The sequence below is a fragment of the Mycobacterium sp. pW045 genome (assembly GCF_041287085.1).
In the GTDB taxonomy this organism is placed as follows: Bacteria; Actinomycetota; Actinomycetes; order Mycobacteriales; family Mycobacteriaceae; genus Mycobacterium; species Mycobacterium algericum_A.
This window is the reverse complement of the sequence record NZ_JBGGKU010000007.1, coordinates 277,641-294,771: the sequence shown is the minus strand read 5'-3', so window position 1 is coordinate 294,771 and position 17,131 is coordinate 277,641. Positions and strand designations below refer to the sequence as shown.

Below are 17,131 nucleotides of genomic sequence, written 5' to 3'. Positions count from 1 at the left end.
ACACCCGCTGACGGTGCGGCCTGAACCTATTCCGATGTCCTGAGACACGCCATTCCTATGTCCTGGAACCACACACTGCACCTGCCACCACAGGTCAGGCCCCCTCTCGAGGGGGCCTGATTGGTTTGGGCAGGTGCGCGGTCGGTTGGCCCGGATGCGGCATCTTCGCTCAGCGACCGGCTCAGGCGTTCTCGTGGAACATCGCGTTCTGCAGCCGGCGCACGGTGTCGGGGGCCACCGTGTGTGCTGCGAGGTACATCGAGCCCAGCGGATTGTTGACCGCCCGCGGCCGGCGCCTGATCGCGTCGACCAACATATCGGCCGCCTGATCGACGGTCAGCGATGCGAAGCCGCTCCAGTCGGTGGGAGCAATCATCTCGGTGTCGACCAGCGGGAGGTGCACGTTGGTGAACTTGACGCCGTCGCGCAGGCTCTCGATCGCGGCGACGCCGAAGAAGGCGTCCAGCGCCGCCTTCGATCCGATGTACGCCGAGAACGTCGGGAGGTTCGACAGCACCCCGATCGAGGAACTGTGCACGATGTGACCGCTTCGGCGCCTACGCATTTCGGGGAGAAGCCGCAGTGTCAGGCCCACACCGGCCAGGTAGTTCAGCCGCATGGTGCGCTCATAGTCGTGGAGTCGGTGTTCGGACTCCGCGACGGAGCGCATGATGGATCGTCCGGCATTACTGACGAAAACATCTGGTGCGCCGAATCGTTCGAGCACCGTTTCGGCGACCTCGTTGATGCCGTCCTCGCTGGACAGATCCCCGACCACCGCGTGTGCGGTTCCGCCGGCGGCCTCGATCGCCTGCACCAGGCGGTCGAGCTCATCGGCTCGGCGGGCTGTGACGACGGCCGTGGCCCCCGCCGCCGCAACCCGCTCGGCCAGCCGCCTACCGATGCCGCTGGAGGCGCCGGTGATGAGAACGACGCGGCCGGCGACACGGCTGGACAGCGAGCGGGTCCCCCAGCGTGGAACCGGCACCGGATTCGTCAGGATGTTGATCGAATGGCGCATCGCGCTGCGCAGCGGTGTCATATCGTGCGAATCCTTTGGTCAGGACGCTGGATGCGGGCCGCATCGGCGGCTTCTCCCCGCAACCGCATGCAATCGCCAATTCACCTGAGCGGCTCGGCATCACAGCGGTGCTCGAGAACAGCTACCTCAAGTTATCAGACCTGGTTGACCGTGCTCGGGCGGAACTACGTGGATTCGCCGGGGCCTGGCCCCTACAGGTCCCCGGAGAAATCCGCGCTGAACCAGCGGTCGGGCCGGATGGTGAACAGCACGCTGGAAGCGCCGTCCATGTTCGCGGCGAAGGCGCGCCCGCCTTCCTCACCGAGGTAGCGGACTGCGATCGCCTCCCGGGGTTCGCGCGGCGCCGGTGTGGTCGCGTCGATGACGGTGCCTTCGACGATCACGTACTGGTAGGGCAGTTCTTCGCGCTGCACTACCAGGGTCACCGCGCCGGCCTGCTCGATGAGCCGGGCTTTGCGGTTGCCGGCGCCGGTGTTGACCAGAATGTCGCCGCCGGGGCGGTAGTCGTACCAGATCGGGACACTGGCCGGCGGCCGGCCGTTGTCGGCGGCGACCGACAGCACCGCGACGTGCTTGTCGGCGAGGAATTGCTGACGTTCGGTTTCGGTGAAGGGTTTGGGCATGTCGGCTCGAACGACGGCGGGCGGCGAGCTATTCCGGCGGCCGGATCACCAGTCGCCGGGCAGCGGTTTGGTCCGCGCCCACGGGGTGCAGCCGTAGCTGACGAACATGCCGTCCTCGGCGCGCGGGTCGACCTCGACCGTCGGTGTGCCCAGCGTGATCAGCCGCGAGCCCGTGTTGACGACCCGGCCGTACCGGTCGAAGACGGTGAAGGTGCACGACCCGGTCGGGCCCACCCCGGCGCCGTAGGTGCCGTAGGGCATGTAGTCGGGGATGGTGTAGGTGCCCGGCGGGAACACCGGTCCGGTGCTGTCCGGCGATCCGGCGATCTGGGCGGCGGCGGCCACGCAGTCGGCGCGCGGGTAGCGGGCCAGGCAGTTGCTCCAGCCGATCTGGCCGACGATCGCCGAATCGACCCGGGTGCCGCCGGGATCGGCTTGCCAGGAGTCGCGCAATGGGGCCGCGCGCGTCACGGTTGCGGTCGGGCTGCTCGGCGGTGGTGGTGTTGTGGTGGTCGGCGGCTGGATGACCTGCGGGGGCGGCGGTGCCGTCACGGTCGTCGTCGATGTGGTGGTCGTGGCCGGGGCAGCGGCCGGCACCGACGGTTCCGGTTGCGAGGTGTTGCCGAGTAGGTACAGCGCCAAAAACGCCGCGGCGGACAGCCCCCACCCCTTGGAAACCCGGCGCCGGCGCTTCGGTGGTGACAACGGCGCGGGTGCGGCCGTGTGCAGCGCGGCGGCGAACTCGGCGCAGCTGGCGTACCGGTCGGCCGGATTCTCGGCCAGCGCCCGGGCCAGCGCCGCCTCCAGCCGGGCCGGGTCGGGGTGCACCGGCGGCTTGCCGGTCAGCAGGTGATAGGCGGTGGCGGCCAGCGCGTACTGATCGGCCCGGTGGTCGATCGCCTCACCGCGCAGCTGTTCGGGAGCGGCGTAGCGCAGCGTGCCGACCGCCATGTTGGTGGCGGTCAGGCCGCTGACCTCGTCGACCCGCAGCCCGATCCCGAAGTCTGCCAAGATGATTCGGTCGCCGGACTCGCCCGGCTTGGTCAGCAGGATATTCGCCGGCTTGACGTCGCGGTGCAGCAGACCGCGCTGATGGGCGTAATCGAGCGCCTGCGCGACGGCCGTGACGATCTCGACCACCTGCTCGCGCGGCAGCCCGCCCGGGTGGTGTTGCAGCAGCGCGTCGGCGTCGGGTCCGTCAACATAGTCCATCGCGATCCAGAGCTGGCCGGCGTGCTCGCCGCGGTCGTGCACGCCGACGATGTGCGGATGCCACAGCGACGCCGCCAGGTCGGCCTCCCGGTTGAACCGCTCCCGGAAATTCGGGTCGGCCGAGACCTGGCCGGGCAGCACCTTCAGCGCGTCGCGGCGCGGCAACCGCGGGTGCTCGGCCAGGTAGACCTCACCCATGCCGCCCGACCCGAGCTGCCGCACGATGCGGTAGCCGGCGAACGTCGAGCCTGCGGTGAGCATGGCGCGACCGTATCGCCGGGCACCGACACCGAGCGCCGGCCCGAACCGCCCGCCCAGGAATAAAAGGAAAATTAGGGCCTAAAGTCCCCTGGCGAATGTAGGACTGGTAAGGCTAACCTTCCTCGCATGACTCTTCCGATGCCCGACCGCAAGACCGCTGACCTGCCCGGCCACTGGCTCTTCGCCCGGCTCGGCAAACGGGTGCTGCGGCCCGGCGGGCTCGGGCTGACCCACCGGATGCTCACCGACGCGAACCTGGCCGGTGCCGACGTCGTCGAACTCGCCCCCGGCATGGGCCGCACCGCACGGGACATCCTGGCGCACTCGCCCGGCAGCTACACCGGAGTCGAGGCCGACGACCACGCCGCCGGTGTGGTCCGCTCGGTGGTCGGCGACAAGGGCCGGGTCGTGACTGGTGAGGCGTCGCAGACCGGGCTGGCCGCCGGCAGCGCCGACGTGGTGATCGGCGAGGCGATGCTGACCATGCAGACCAACACGCACAAGTTCGAGATCATGCGCGAGGCCTTCCGGGTGCTGCGGCCGGGCGGTCGCTATGCCATCCACGAGATGATGCTGCAGCCTACCGACGTGCCCGAAACCGTCAAGGACGAGGTGCGCACCGCGCTGGCGCGCTCCATCAAGGTCAACGCCCGCCCGCTGACCGCTACGGAGTGGTCCGAGCTGCTCACCGAGGCCGGTTTCGAGGTGGAGAAGATCTCTTATGCGCCGATGGCGCTGCTGGAGCCGCACCGGCTGATCGCCGACGAGGGCCTGTTCGGGGCGCTGCGGTTCGTGTTCAACGTGATCCGTGACTCCGACGCGCGGGCCCGGGTGCTCAACATGCGCGCGACGTTCCGCCGCCACCGCAAGAACATGGCCGCCATCGAGGTCATCGCCGCCAAACCGGCGGCGTGACGCACTTGTCATGATGGACGGGTGACAACCCGCGACCGCGACGAGTCGGGCCGGCCCCGCAACGCCCGCCCGCGAGACCGGCTGGGACGGCCGCTGCCGCGCGGCAGCAAGGGCGGCGTCGAGGGTGTGCCCGACGATCTCGACCTGCCGCCGGCGCAGACTTTGGCCTACGCGCAGCTGTTGCTCGATGACGGGCTGGCGTTCAACGCCCACGAAGTGCTCGAAGCCGCCTGGAAACACCGGCCCGACGACGAACGCGATCTGTGGCAGGGCTTGGCGCAGCTGGTCGTTGGTGTCACCCATGTGCAGCGCGGCAACGTCATCGGCGCGGTGAGCCTGCTGCGCCGCGGCGCCGACCGGCTGGCGACGGTGCCCACCCCGGCGCCGTACGGGATCGACCTCGCCGGACTGCGCAGCTTCGCCGCCGGGCTGGCCGACGACCTGGCGGCCGGCGTCGAGATCGCCCCGCAGCGGCTGCGTCCCCGGTTGGTCGCGTGAGCGCCCCGACCGGTTGGACGCTGGCCGACGGCCGCGACCTGTTGTTCTTCTCGCTGCCCGGCCACCGCCCGGCCCCGCTGCCGGACCGCCGACCGCTGCCACCGCGCGACCCCGAGCCATCCCAGCTGCGGTTCGACCGCACCACCGGCCAGTGGGTGATCATCGCCGCGCAGCGCCAGGACCGCACCTATCACCCGCCCGCCGAGGCGTGCCCGCTGTGCCCGGGCCCGAGCGGGCTGACCAGTGAGGTGCCCGCACCCGACTACGACGTGGTCGTCTTCGAGAACCGCTTCCCGAGTCTGGCCGGGGCCGGGGCTGCGGTGGCCACACCGCCGCCTGGCGGGGCCGAGTTCGTCGCCGCACCCGGTCATGGCCGCTGCGAGGTGATCTGCTTCTCGGCCGATCACACCGGCTCGTTCGCCGACCTGAAACCGGCGCAGGCGCTGCTGGTGGTGCAGGCCTGGCGGCACCGCACCGCCGACCTGCTGAACCGGCCCGGCGTCGAGCAGGTGTTCTGCTTCGAGAACCGCGGCGAGGAGATCGGGGTGACACTGGGCCACCCGCACGGCCAGATCTACGGCTACCCGTACCTGACGCCGCGCACCGCCGCAATGCTGGCACAGGCACGCGAACACCGAATCACCCACGGCGGCAACCTGTTCGCCGATCTGCTGGCCGCCGAACTCGCCGACGGTGCCCGCATCGTGGCGCGCAGTGCGCATTTCACCGCGTTCGTGCCGTTCGCGGCGCGCTGGCCGGTGGAGGTACACCTGTACCCGAATCGGCGGCTGCACAACCTGACCGAGCTGACCGAGGCCGAGCTGGCCGACTTCGCGGTGATCTACCGAGACCTGTTGGGCCGCTTCGACCGGATCTATGACGCCCCACTGCCGTATATGGCCGCGCTGCACCAGTACGGCGCCGAGGGTGTGCAGGCCGACGGCTACTTCCACGTCGAACTGATGTCGATTCGGCGCAGCGCCACCAAGCTGAAGTATCTGGCGGCATCGGAATCGGCGATGGACGCCTTCATCGCCGATGTCACCCCGGAGTCCGTCGCCGAGCGGCTGCGTGCACTGTGATCAGCTATTCGGCACCCGGTCGGGTCAACCTGATCGGTGAACACACCGATTACAACGGCGGTTTCGCGCTGCCGATCGCGCTGCCGCAACGAACCAGCGTCACCTTCACCCCGTCGGAGACCGACACGCTCACCGTGCTGTCGGATCGCGCCGACGCCTCGGTGCGCATCCCGCTGGACACCACGCCCGGCGGAATCACCGGCTGGGCCGGCTACGTCGCCGGGGTGATCTGGGCGCTGCGTGACAGCGGGGTCGTGGTGCCCGGCGGCACCATGACGATCAGCAGCGACGTGCCGATCGGTTCGGGCCTGTCGTCGTCGGCGGCGCTGGAATGCGCGGTGCTCGGCGCGCTGACAACGGCGACCGGGGTGCGGCTCGACCGGGTCGAGCAGGCCCGTATCGGGCAGCGCGCCGAGAACGACTATGTCGGTGCGCCAACAGGATTGCTCGATCAGCTGGCATCACTGTTCGGAGAAGTCTCGACCGCGGTGCTCATCGACTTTCGTGACCTCGCGGTGCATCCGGTGCCGTTCGACCCGGACGCCGCCGGGGTGACGCTGCTGCTGTTCGACTCCGGTCAGCGCCACGGCCACGTCGACGGGGAGTACGCCGCCCGCCGGGCGTCCTGCGAACGGGCCGCCGCCGCGCTGGGGGTGTCATCGTTGCGCGACGTGCAGCATCGGGGGGTGTCGGCGCTCGACGTCGTCAGCGACCCGGTCGATGCGCGCCGCGCCCGCCACGTGCTGACCGAGAACGAACGGGTGCTGGATTTCGTTGCCGCCGTGTCAGAGCTGGACTTCGCCGCCGCCGGGGAGTTGTTGACCGCATCGCACGCATCCATGCGCGACGACTTCGAGATCACCACCGGACACCTCGACGTGATCGCCGATGCCGCGGTGGCCGCCGGCGCGCTGGGCGCCCGGATGACCGGCGGCGGATTCGGCGGCTGCGTGATCGCGCTGGTGCCGACCGAACTCACGCTGCAGGTCGGCGACGCGGTGCGGTCCGCGGTGCTGGCCGCCGGTTACGGCGAGCCGGAGACCAGCCGGGTCTATGCGGCTGCCGGGGCCGGCTAGCCTCAGATCCGGTAGTCGGGCAGGTCGAAGTCGTCGCGCACCGAACCGGCGAGCAGCCTCGTCAGCAGCCGCAGGTTCATCGCCCGGATCGCCAGGTTGCGAAACCACAGCCCGACTCGCGTTCGGGTGGCGAAGAATCCGAGAAACTCCGTCGCGCCGGACTGTTTGGCCTCGATGAACGGCCGCAGCCGATCCTGGTAGGCGGCAAACGCCCGTCGGTGATCGCCACCGGCCCGGTGCAACTCCCCGGCCAGCACGTAGGCCTCGGTGATCGCCAGGCCGGTACCCTCGCCGCCGAGCAGCGAAATGCAGCCGGCGGCGTCACCGATCAGCAGCACCCGCCCTCGCGACCAGTCCGGCATCCGGACCTGGCTGACCACATCGAAGTACAGGTCGTCAATGGTGTCGACCGCGGCCAGCAGCTGCGCGCTCTCCCAGCCGGCATCGGCGAACCGGTGGTGCAGCACTGATTTCGGGTCGGACGCGAGGTCGGGCGACGGGTCGCGGAACACGAACAACACCAGGGTCTGGTCGTCGCGAAGCGCGACGCGGGACACCTGGCGGCCCGGCACCGCGTAGCTCACATACGCCAGTTCGTCACGGGGCCGGTAGCCCTCGACGACGGCGGCGGCCACCTTGCAGCCCAGGTAGTGCTCGAACTCGGCGTGCGCGCCGAACACCAGCCGGCGCACATTGGAGTGCAGCCCGTCCGCACCGATCAGCAGGTCGAACTCGCGTGGCGCGGTGTGGGTGAAGGACACCCGGATGCCGTCGTGGTGTTCCTCGACGGCGGCGATGCTCTCGCCGTAGATCACCTCCACGTCCTCGGCGACGGCGGCGTGAATGGTGGCGGCCAGATCGCCGCGCGGCAAGCTGGTGAAATCGGCGCCGAGCAGATCGCGAAACACGTTGGCGTCCAGCGTTGCCACGGTCCGGCCGTCGGCGCCGACGGAGCGCACTGACTCGATCTGATAGCCCTTGTCGAGCAGCTGCGCCGCGATGCCCATGCGCTGGGCGACGGTGTAGCCGACGCCCCAGAAATCGATCATGTAGCCGCCGGAGCGAAACGCCGGCGCCTTCTCGATCACCGTCGGGGTGTGCCCGATGCGGTGCAGCCAGTACGCCAGCGCCGTTCCGGCGACTCCGGCACCGCTGATCGCGATCCGCATCGGCTCAGATCATCTCGTTAGCCGTCAACCACCGCATCACCGGCCAGCCCACGAACACCGGCAGCCAGCAGGTCAGCACCCGGTAGAGCAGTACCGACGGCACCGCCAGCGCGGCGGGCACACCGAACGCGGCCAGCCCACCGATCAGGGCGGCTTCGACCGCACCCACCCCGCCGGGCGTCGGGGCGGCCGAGGCCAGCGTGCCGCCGACCATCGTCACCACCGTGACGGTGACGAACGAGGTGTTGCCGCCGAACGCCTCCACGCTGGCCCACAACGCCAGTGCCGCACCGAGCGTGGTGCCGGCGGCGCCCAGCACGATCAGCGCCAACCGCTTGGGTTCGCGGGCCAGCTCCATCAGGTCACTGCTGACCTCGCTGAGCCGCGGGCGCAGCGCCGTCGTCAACCAGCGGCGCAGGTTGGGCACCAGCAGGAAGATGCCCGCCAGGCCCAGTGCCACACCGGCGATCAGGTACAGCATGGTGGCGCTGGGCACGAAGTGGGACAGGTCGGCGCGGGCGCCGGCGGCGGTGGTGAACACCACCAGCAGGATCACGTGCACGATGACCTGCACCGACTGTTGCAACGCCACCGCGGCGGTGGCGCGCAGCGCGCTCAGCCCGCCCTTGACCAGAAACCGGGTGCTCAACGCCAGCCCGCCCACCCCGGCCGGGGTGGTGGTCGCGGCAAACGTGTTGGCCACCTGCATGATCGCCAGGTCGCGGAAGCGGACCGAACCGTTGGTGCAGGCCCACAGCGCACCCGCCGCACCGACGTAGGTCAGCGACGACACGATCAGCCCGACGAGCGCCCACGACCAGTTCGCGTTCCGCAGCTGGGAGAAGAACGTCGGGACCTGGCTGATGAACGGGTAGGCGACGTAGACCAGCGCGACCAGCAGCACCAGCTGGATCACCTGGCTGCGGGTCAAGCGGGTGATGGTCTTGGTCTGGATCTCCTGAGTATTGGTCTGGCGCTTGACCTCTTCGCGGGCGGCGGCCATCACCGCACCGGCGTTGGGTACGGCCTTGCGGAGCCGGGCCGGCACCGCCGATTTGGTGAGGCGGCGTGAGGCGGCCAGCACCGCGGTGCGGCCGAAATGCTCGATCGCGGCGCCCACCGCCGCGGCCGGGTCGTACAGCGACGACGTCGTCACCAGCAGCTGGGCGATATCGGATTGCAGCTGGGCGTCGGTGGCGCCGTACTCGGCGTTGCCGAAACCGCCGAACAGCACGGTGCCGCGCTCGACCGTCATCTCCTTGCTGCGCAGGTCGCCGTGGGAGATCTGCTGGTCATGCAGCCGCCGCAACGACTCCCAGGCGTTGCCCACCGGGATTCGGCTGGTGCAGTCGGCCAGCGGAGTGCCACGCGGCGGGGTATGCGCGTAGAGCGTCCAGCCGCGGTCGAGGGCGGCCAGCGCAACGATGTCGGTGTTGGCGACCCCGGTCTCGCCGATGGCGATCGCCATCAATGCGCGGTGCTCGACGGCGCGATGCAACGAGGCGTGCAGTGGCGCGGTCTCGGTGGTGCGCAGCCGGAACTTGCGCCACAGTTGGCGTACCGCGCCGCCGCTGCGCTGGTTGGGGCCGTACAACTCGATCAGCACCGGGTGCTCGCCGACGGTGGACAGCACCAGCGGGCCGCGGCCGGCCGGGCGGAGGACCGTCAGTTCAGTGACGGTGCAGCCGCGGCGGGCCAGGCTGCGCACCGCGCCGTCCAGCGGGACCTCGAGGGCGGGGGTACCGACGATCAGGATCACCAGCGCCCCGACGAACCAGCCGACGGCCAGGCCGAGCAGCGAGCGGGCCGGCACGATGGCGCTGACCACCAGGTGGATCGGCACGAACGCCAGCAGCAGCGCCCACCACCAGCGCCGCCAGCGCGCCGGCAGCCACGGCCCGGAGACGGTGAGCATCGCGGCGAGCATGGCGATCCACCGCGGGTCGTCGAGGAACTGGGCCAGTGTGGTGGCCAGCCGTTCGGACAGGTCGAAATGCCAGCTCGGTGCGGCCAGGCCGGTGCTGCGAATCGACAGCGATGCGACGGCGAGCAGTCCGGCGATCGCATAGGCCGCCAGCAGTTTCCACCGCCGCGAGATGACCAGGCCGATCAGGATGGCGAACGGCAACGCCACGATGGCGATGCCGTAGGCCAGGTAGACCTGGTTGGCGTGAGTGGGGGAGAGCACCCCGATGATCTGGGACACCGAGCGCTCCAGCGTCACCCATTCGTAGCGGGTGACCAGGGAGCTGGTGATGACCGTCGCGAGGAACAACGCCGCCAGCACCAGGCGCACGATGTCGTTGGTGCGTCGGGTCAGCGGCTGCAGCAGGTTGCCGGTGACGGCGACGTCGCGCCCATCAACTCGCATGATCACTTTCGGTCCGTCTGGTGCCGCAGCTTGCGGCTCGCCACAACTTAACCGGTGAGCTGGGGTGGAAGGCCAATTTGTCTGCCGCCTCGCCGCCGCGTGATCGGGCGGTGTCCCGTGCGTCACTCCCGTCACCGCCGGGGAGTGGTATGAGGTGTGCCCGCCTAATGGGGTGTGATCGGCGCGTCGTCGGATCCCAGCGGTGCGCGCCGGGTCACACCGGGTAGCTGACCCCGGTCATCTTCTCCGACTCCTCCCACAGCCGCCGCCACAGCCGCTGGTCCTGCGACAGCTTGTTCGACGGGCACGGGCCGATCGGGCCGCGGGACTGGTTGAGCTTCGTCGGCCCCCAGTAGGCGTCCGGGTCGGCGTCGGCGACGGTGGCGGCAAACACGATCGACTCGGCGGCCCGCTCGGGGCGCTGGCCCAGCACCGCCAGGCCGTACTTGGCGACCAGGCCGGGCAGCGTCTTGTCGTTGTCGAACAACTCGGTGGCCGACACCCCGGGGTGTACCGCGTAGGAGCGCAGCGGCGAGCCGGCCGCGCGCAGCCGGCGCTGCAGCTCGCGGGCGAACATCAGGTTGGCCAGCTTGGACTGCGCATAGGCCAGGTTGCGCTGGTAGAACCGGTTCTCGTAGTTGAGGTCGTCGATCCAGAACTTCGGGGTCTGCTTGTGCGCGATGCTCGACACCGTCACCACCCGGTCGCCGATGCGGTCCAGCAGCAGCCCGGTCAGCGCGAAGTGCCCGAGGTGGTTGACGCCGAACTGCATCTCGAAGCCGTCGACGGTCCGTTTCAGCGGGATGTTCATGATCCCGGCGTTGTTGACCAGCACGTCGAAGCCACCCTGTTGGGCGGCGAAGTCGCGCACCGAGGCCAGGCTGCCCAGATCCAGCGGCGCCACCGTCACGTCGCCGTCGATGCCGTCGGCGATCTGCTGGGCCTTGGCGGTGTTGCGGCAGGCCATCACCACGGTGGCGCCGTTGGCGGCCAGGGTGCGGGTGACGACCTCACCCAGGCCGCCGTTGGCGCCGGTGACTACGAAGGTGCGGCCGCGCTGATCCGGGGTGTCTGCGAGTCGGAAAGCCATGGTCGTCACGGTACGCGACGGTCAGCCGACACCTTCGGTGGTCAGCACCACACCCCGCTGGGTTACCACCCGCGTCTGCCCGGCGGCCACGGTCTCCAGATAGCCATACCGCAGCGCCACGCGGACGCCGCCGGGCAGGCCGGGGATCGCAGTGTGCAGCGCGGCGCCGGGCGCTTCGTGCAGCACCGCGACCGGCGGATAGCGCAGTGCCCGACGCAGGTCCTGATCGCGGTAGCCCGCCAGCAGTCCCGCGGTGCGGATGGTGCCGTCGATCGCCCACTGCAGGTTGGCGTCCAGGACGCGGATCAGCTCGGCAGACAGCGGCGACGGTTGCGGGGCCAGCTGGGCGAGCAGCTCCGCGGAGTGCCCGGCGTCGTCGGCCACGTCGCACGGCGTGAAGCCCCGGGCGTCGCGCAGGCAGCGCAGCGCACCGCGTTCCAGCAGTGCGGCAACGACTTCGGTCGGCGCGCCGTGCCGGGCGGCCTGGTGCAGCGGGGTGAGCCAGTCGGCGGCGCCGGGCCGCCACTGGTGGACGCTGAGCGCCGGGGTGGCGTCCAGCAGTTCGAACAGCGCCGGCCAGTCACCGGCCTCGGCCGCATCGGCCAGGCGGTGCCCGGCGGTGATGGCGTTCTCCGGAAGCAGGGAGGGTTCCAACACGCCGGGCCAATCTAAGGGTGGTTCGTCCATGGCCCGGAATTTAGCCAGGGGGTCCGACAATAACTATCGATCGTTCGGCAGACCAGAGTTGTCGGTACCCCCCGATAGCCTGTCGTCAGCTGTTCTGGATGAAAGGGGCGCGGCATGGGCCTTACTGCTGCACAACGGGATCGGGCCTGCGGGGTACTGCTGGCCACGGCCGCCGGTGACGCTTTGGGCGCCGGGTATGAGTTCGACGGCCCCCGCGGGCCCGGCGAGCCGATCGACATGATCGGCGGTGGGCTCGGGCCGTTTGCGCCCGGCGAGTGGACCGACGACACCTCGATGGCCATCGCCATCGCCGAAGTCGCGGCCACCGGCGCCGAGCTGCGCTCCGCGGCCGCGCTGGACGCCGTCGTCGCCCGCTGGCTGGAATGGTCTCGCGGCGCCAAAGACGTCGGCGTGCAGACCCGTTCGGTGCTCTCGGCGGCCGGCCGGCGCGGCATCAGCGCGCAGACCGCGTGGCAGGAGTCCCGCGAACTGCATGAGCGCACCGGTCGTAGCGCGGGCAACGGGTCGCTGATGCGCACCGCGCCGGTGGCGCTGGCCTTCCTCGATGACGAAGCCGCGCTGGTCGAGGCGGCCCGCAGCATCAGCGAGCTCACCCACTACGACCCGGACGCCGGAGATGCCTGCGTGCTGTGGTGCGCCACGATCCGGCATGCGGTGCTGACCGGGCAGCTCGACATGCGCATCGGGCTGCACCACCTCGACCCGGCGCGCCGGCAACTCTGGGCGCAGCGCCTCGACGAGGCCGAAAACGCCCAGCCGAGTGCGTTTTCGCACAACAACGGCTGGGTGGTCGCCGCGTTGCAGGGCGCCTGGTCGGCGATCACCACGACACCGGTTCCCGACGAAGACCCGGCCGCCGAGGTGTTCCGCGCCGATCACCTGCGGCTGGCGTTGGAGGCCGCGGTGCGTGGTGGCGGCGACACCGACACGGTCGCCGCGATCGCCGGCGGCGTGCTGGGCGCGCTGCACGGCGCCTCGGCGGTGCCGTCGCACTGGCGGCTGCAGCTCAGCGGCTGGCCCGGACTGCGAACCCGCGACCTGATCCAGCTGGCCGACCGGATCCTCGCCAAGGGCGCCCCCGATGCGTTCGACTACAGCTATGGCGGTTACCCCGAGGCCCGTCATCTCGTCGCGCACCCCCGCGACGACAAGGTGTGGATCGGCGGTGTCGGCGCGCTGCGGCGGCTGCCCGGCGAGATCGACGCGGTGGTGTCGCTGTGCCGGGTCGGCGACGGTGATCTGCCGGCCGGGGCGCCGCAACTCGACGTGCGGCTGATCGATGCGGTGGGCGAGAATCCCAACCTGGATTTCGTGCTGCTCGACACCGTGCGGGCGATTCAGCGGCTGCGCGGCGAGGGGCGCACGGTGTTTCTGCACTGCGTGCAGGCCTACAGCCGCACCCCCACCATCGCCGCGCTCTACGGGGCCCGGGTGGCCGGCATCAGCGCCGACGACGCGCTGGCCGAGGTGCGTGCGGTGCTACAGGGCTCGTCGCCGAACGCCGACTTCCGGGCGGCGCTGGCCAGGCTGGATCGGGGGACGCGATGAGCGCCGGCTGGGACTTCCCTCACGTCGACCGCCTCTGGGACCCACGGATCGGGGCGATCAATGCCGCCGGCGACCGGCTCGAAGCTCTGGACGCGGAGGAGCGGGCCGCGAGTCTTACCGTTCTGGTCGACCAAGTCACTGCGAGGGTGCGTGGCATGGAGGACGGCGCGCTGGTCAACACGGCCTACTTCATGGTCGAGGACCTGTTCAAGTCGATCTTCCACGGACTCTGGTGGTCAACGGGCACCGAAGAATACATTCGCGTCACCACGGGCGCGGTCATGCAGGAGCTGAGTCGCCGAGACTTCGTGCTGCACTACATCATCGACAACCAGGAATGTGAAGCCAAGCTCGCTGATCGGCTGGACGGTGTCCCGCTGCCGTTCTGGGCGGCGGGGCTGTTGGTGACGGGGCCGCAGCAGATGGCGTTGGAGCTGATGGAGAAGGCGGACGGCCTACCCAGAGACGTCCGCGCCCTTCCGTTGTACCGGGACGAGGGTCTCGATGTCGCCAATCAATTGATCCAGTGGTGCCACCGGGAGCGCCGGTCGTCGGTGTATCTGAACATCGACCTCGATGATGACGCGCCGCCACTGTCGCTCGACGTGGCGAGATCCGCGGCCGGGACGCCCGGGGCCATTGTGATCGTGCGCAATGAGGCGCCGACCATCGGCTCGTTTGCGTATATCACGCCGCCTCCGGGGGTGACGCTGCCTCGGGGGTAACTCGAGCGCCAAGACTTGTCGGTACCCGCCGATAGAGTCGTCAAGTAAGCACTTCCCCACGGGGGCTTGAGATATCGGGAGGTCAGCAATGTCGCAGTCGGCAGTCACCCGCGTCGTCCTGCTCGGGGACAACGACACCACGGCCCACCGGGCCGAGCTGGCCCGGGAGGCCGCCAAACAGCACTGCATCATCGTCGAGGCGTTCGGGTTCGACGAGGGAGAACCCGTCGGCACCGATGACCTGACCGAAATCGACGCCGTGGTCGCTGCGCTGGGTTGCGCGATCGCCGGGCGGATGGACGTCTGGGTGCCGTTCCCGGGCCCGGACTTCATTCGGGAACAGCACCTGCGGCGGCTGAGCCTGGTGCTGCAGCGTCACGGCCTGAACGTGCGGCTGACCCGGGGGCTGTACCCGGCGCCGACCGACGGCGGCATGAACGAGATCGACTTCGCGCTGCGGCGCGAGGTTCAAGCCGTCGACAGCCTGGATCAGGCGGCGCTGGCCGCCGAGGGCGTCAAGAGCCTGGGACGGGAGATCGAGCTGGCGCTGGTCAAGGCCGGCGGTCGAGAGCCGGTGCGGCGCACGGCCGACGGGGGCCGGGCGACCATGCACCCGGTGCCGCCGATGCTGCCGTCGCCGGCGGTGCCGTGGCCGGAGCGCAAGCGGCAGGTCAAACGGTACGCGGGCTGGCTGGTGCAGGGCTGCGGTGTCACCCAGGCGGCCACCGCGCGGGTGCTCAACTCCGCGGGGCAGCGCACCCCCACCGGTCGGCCCTGGAAACCCGGCACGGTGTCGAAGCTGCTGGCCGGCAAGTACGACGACCCGAGGCGGCCCGGGGACGTCAGGCCAGATGCCGTAGCCGGGTGATCACCCGGGATACACGATCGGCACGAAGATCAGGGCGTAGACCAATCCACTGATCAACACGGCCAGGCCGCACCCGCCGGTCGCCAAGCCCAGACCGCGCCGACGAGGCGAGTCGCTACCCAGCAATCTCGCGCCGATCAGCAATGAGGCCGCGGTCGTCAGTATGGCTGCGACCGCTATCAGGATGGGAACCCCAGTGTGGTCGACGACCGGAGTTTGTCCCAGCAGCCAACCGATACCGAACCAGACCGCCAAGACCGGCTGCACGACGACCGGTGATGATCGAGTGGCGATCCGCCAAACATCGCTGTCCTGCACCCGGATTCGAGTGAACACCGTATTGAGCATGCCTGTGCGCCTCTCAGTCCAGTAGCAGGTAGATCACGCCGGCCGGGATGAGCGCGATCACGATCGTCAACGGTGTCGCGAGGTAGCCCGCGAGGATCCCCCGGCCGGCCTGCCCGATCTCATCGGGCAGCTGGCTCATGAACAGCCCGATCGGCACCACAACGGCCGAGGCGATTGCGAAGAAGAACAGGTTGGCGATCCACAACGGCAGCCACACCCAGGTGGCGGTCTCGACGATCATGATGGTGGCCAGCGCAGCGACCAGGCTTCGCGGGCCGTAGCGATCTGTCGGGGTCGGGGCGGTCATGGCTAGAAGTTATCCCTTCGGGAGCGGCTGGAAGGCTCAGCCGTGTGGTCCGGATGTCGAGGAGACCGACGGCGGCGCGTACACCGGTCCGAAGTCAGTGGCTGCGTCGCCGAACGGGGCGAAGGCGGAGCTACCGACACCGATCTCGTGATGGGCCGGCAGATTCAATGCCGGGCCGAGGCTGCGTCCTGAGCGGGCCGGATCGATCAACACGGTGTGGGTGCTGCCATCGGGCAGATCCTGATAGATCTCCAGTGACGGATAGTTCGTCCGTGTCCCGTCGACATAGACACCGCCGTGCGCGGGGGTGAACACCAGATCCCCGTTGACGCTGGGCCGGTTTTCGCGCAGTGGACCATGGGCGTCGGTGACGAACGCGGGCACCAACGGGTTGCCGGCGTCGTACTTGATGCGTACCGAGCCGTCCGGCGCCTGCGCGATACTGCCCTGCGGGACACCGACTTTCACCCTCCCGGGGCCACCGCTGTCGTTGAGCTCGACGGACGGATTCTGCCGCATCACCACGATGCCATTGTCGTAGTCGATGTAGGTGGTGACCTTGGTGTCCTCGGGATCGAAGTTCGGATCGGGGCCACGTTCATTGCCGAAGTCACGCTTCCACGGCGGAAGACTGGTGACGTCGCGTTGCGGGATCCACTGCGACGCGCGCACCACCCCCTGCCCGGGTACCGGATCGATGCGTGCCACCCGGATCTCGGATTCCACGCCCTGGAACTTGGGATCGTAGGTGCTCGGATCGAGGGCGGCAGCCGTCGCCCAGTCCGAGGCCGAGACCGGGTCGCGGCCGAAGATCTGCCGGAAGGCGTCGATCTGGTTGAGACGACGTTCCCCGGCCCCGCTCGGGGATTTCTTGACGGTGTGGTCGACGGCCTGGACACCGGGCGCACGCGGCCCCTCGACGGTGTAGCCGCCGCCCAGGGCCCGCACCGCCGCCGCACGGGCATGGCTGTCGGCCACGGTGTCGGCGATCACCCGGTGGATGTCGCGGGTCTTGACGGTCAGGAACTGTTGAAACTGGCGGGCGCCGGCGGGCGTATCCAGCGCCAGCGCTTGCTGATTGGCCAGCGCGTCGCGGATCTGGGCCTCGATGTCATCGAGGCGTCGACGCCCGCGCAGCGCCACCTGCGCCGCACCGCGCAGCGTCGCGACGAACGCCCGGTCCAGCTGCGTCGTCGTGCGCAGCCGGGTGGCCAGCGCGGCCTCACGGTCTCGCGCGGCATCGGCATGGGCACCGAGTTCCTCGGGCATACTCGGGGACGCTAGTTCA

Annotated in this window: 17 protein-coding genes and 1 pseudogene; 8 read left to right on the top strand and 10 right to left on the bottom strand. The window is 69.8% G+C overall.

Features of this window, described 5'->3' with window-relative positions; all coding sequences use genetic code 11:
- Nucleotides 1-181: 181 nt before the first annotated feature.
- The 3 genes from ACAG20_RS14040 to ACAG20_RS14030 all read right to left on the bottom strand — a co-directional run bounded on the left by ACAG20_RS14040 (nt 182) and on the right by ACAG20_RS14030 (nt 3,138).
- Nucleotides 182-1,042, bottom strand: coding sequence for an SDR family NAD(P)-dependent oxidoreductase (locus tag ACAG20_RS14040; protein WP_370492955.1), 861 nt, complete (start codon nt 1,040-1,042; stop codon nt 182-184).
- A 191-nt stretch (nt 1,043-1,233) separates the two neighbouring features.
- A complete protein-coding gene (locus tag ACAG20_RS14035; RefSeq protein ID WP_370492954.1) occupies nt 1,234-1,665 on the bottom strand; it encodes a pyridoxamine 5'-phosphate oxidase family protein in 432 nt (143 codons plus the stop codon).
- Between the two features lie 45 nt (nt 1,666-1,710).
- A complete protein-coding gene (locus tag ACAG20_RS14030) occupies nt 1,711-3,138 on the bottom strand; it encodes a serine/threonine-protein kinase (RefSeq protein WP_370492953.1) in 1,428 nt (475 codons plus the stop codon).
- A 126-nt stretch (nt 3,139-3,264) separates the two neighbouring features.
- Here ACAG20_RS14030 and ACAG20_RS14025 point away from each other — a divergent pair, with 126 nt between their 5' ends.
- The 5 genes and pseudogenes from ACAG20_RS14025 to ACAG20_RS14005 all read left to right on the top strand — a co-directional run bounded on the left by ACAG20_RS14025 (nt 3,265) and on the right by ACAG20_RS14005 (nt 6,709).
- Nucleotides 3,265-4,053: a methyltransferase domain-containing protein gene (locus ACAG20_RS14025; protein ID WP_370492952.1), complete on the top strand. Its 789-nt coding sequence runs from the start codon at nt 3,265-3,267 to the stop codon at nt 4,051-4,053.
- A gap of 21 nt (nt 4,054-4,074) precedes the next feature.
- Nucleotides 4,075-4,551: a DUF309 domain-containing protein gene (locus ACAG20_RS14020; protein ID WP_370492951.1), complete on the top strand. Its 477-nt coding sequence runs from the start codon at nt 4,075-4,077 to the stop codon at nt 4,549-4,551.
- Nucleotides 4,548-4,619 (top strand): annotated as a pseudogene (locus ACAG20_RS14015) (galactose-1-phosphate uridylyltransferase); the annotation flags it as partial. The gene ACAG20_RS14020 and the pseudogene ACAG20_RS14015, both read left to right, overlap by 4 nt.
- Nucleotides 4,593-5,633: a galactose-1-phosphate uridylyltransferase gene (galT, locus tag ACAG20_RS14010; RefSeq protein ID WP_370492968.1), complete on the top strand. Its 1,041-nt coding sequence runs from the start codon at nt 4,593-4,595 to the stop codon at nt 5,631-5,633. The pseudogene ACAG20_RS14015 and the gene galT, both read left to right, overlap by 27 nt.
- A complete protein-coding gene (locus tag ACAG20_RS14005) occupies nt 5,630-6,709 on the top strand; it encodes a galactokinase (protein ID WP_370492950.1) in 1,080 nt (359 codons plus the stop codon). The genes galT and ACAG20_RS14005 overlap by 4 nt, the downstream gene beginning before the upstream one ends.
- Before the next feature lie 2 nt (nt 6,710-6,711).
- Here the strand turns inward: ACAG20_RS14005 and ACAG20_RS14000 are convergent, their stop codons facing one another.
- The 4 genes from ACAG20_RS14000 to ACAG20_RS13985 all read right to left on the bottom strand — a co-directional run bounded on the left by ACAG20_RS14000 (nt 6,712) and on the right by ACAG20_RS13985 (nt 11,996).
- Nucleotides 6,712-7,878 (bottom strand): FAD-binding domain, encoded by a 1,167-nt coding sequence (locus tag ACAG20_RS14000; RefSeq protein ID WP_370492949.1) that lies wholly within the window; start codon nt 7,876-7,878, stop codon nt 6,712-6,714.
- 4 nt (nt 7,879-7,882) lie between these two features.
- Nucleotides 7,883-10,249, bottom strand: a complete 2,367-nt coding sequence (locus tag ACAG20_RS13995; RefSeq protein ID WP_370492948.1) for a lysylphosphatidylglycerol synthase domain-containing protein — start codon at nt 10,247-10,249, stop codon at nt 7,883-7,885.
- Between the two features lie 214 nt (nt 10,250-10,463).
- A complete protein-coding gene (locus ACAG20_RS13990) occupies nt 10,464-11,339 on the bottom strand; it encodes an oxidoreductase (RefSeq protein ID WP_370492947.1) in 876 nt (291 codons plus the stop codon).
- 21 nt (nt 11,340-11,360) lie between these two features.
- The gene (locus ACAG20_RS13985) at nt 11,361-11,996 is read right to left on the bottom strand and encodes an ankyrin repeat domain-containing protein (RefSeq protein WP_370492946.1); all 636 of its coding nucleotides are present in this window, start codon (nt 11,994-11,996) and stop codon (nt 11,361-11,363) included.
- Between the two features lie 144 nt (nt 11,997-12,140).
- Between ACAG20_RS13985 and ACAG20_RS13980 the strand changes: the two genes are divergently transcribed.
- The 3 genes from ACAG20_RS13980 (at nt 12,141) to ACAG20_RS13970 (ending at nt 15,188) form a co-directional block, all read left to right on the top strand.
- Nucleotides 12,141-13,595, top strand: a complete 1,455-nt coding sequence (locus ACAG20_RS13980) for an ADP-ribosylglycohydrolase family protein (RefSeq protein ID WP_370492945.1) — start codon at nt 12,141-12,143, stop codon at nt 13,593-13,595.
- On the top strand, nt 13,592-14,320 hold the full coding sequence (locus ACAG20_RS13975) for a hypothetical protein (protein ID WP_370492944.1): 729 nt from the start codon (nt 13,592-13,594) through the stop codon (nt 14,318-14,320). The genes ACAG20_RS13980 and ACAG20_RS13975 overlap by 4 nt, the downstream gene beginning before the upstream one ends.
- Nucleotides 14,321-14,408: 88 nt before the next feature.
- Complete coding sequence (locus ACAG20_RS13970; protein WP_370492943.1) at nt 14,409-15,188, top strand: hypothetical protein; 780 nt, start codon at nt 14,409-14,411, stop codon at nt 15,186-15,188.
- On the opposite strand, the gene ACAG20_RS13965 is transcribed toward ACAG20_RS13970, so the two are convergent.
- The 3 genes from ACAG20_RS13965 to ACAG20_RS13955 are packed head-to-tail and all read right to left on the bottom strand — an operon-like array spanning nt 15,189 to nt 17,112.
- The gene (locus ACAG20_RS13965; protein WP_370492942.1) at nt 15,189-15,536 is read right to left on the bottom strand and encodes a hypothetical protein; all 348 of its coding nucleotides are present in this window, start codon (nt 15,534-15,536) and stop codon (nt 15,189-15,191) included.
- A 13-nt stretch (nt 15,537-15,549) separates the two neighbouring features.
- Nucleotides 15,550-15,843: a hypothetical protein gene (locus ACAG20_RS13960; RefSeq protein ID WP_370492941.1), complete on the bottom strand. Its 294-nt coding sequence runs from the start codon at nt 15,841-15,843 to the stop codon at nt 15,550-15,552.
- 36 nt (nt 15,844-15,879) lie between these two features.
- The gene (locus ACAG20_RS13955; RefSeq protein WP_370492940.1) at nt 15,880-17,112 is read right to left on the bottom strand and encodes a DUF4226 domain-containing protein; all 1,233 of its coding nucleotides are present in this window, start codon (nt 17,110-17,112) and stop codon (nt 15,880-15,882) included.
- Between the last annotated feature and the right edge of the window lie 19 nt (nt 17,113-17,131).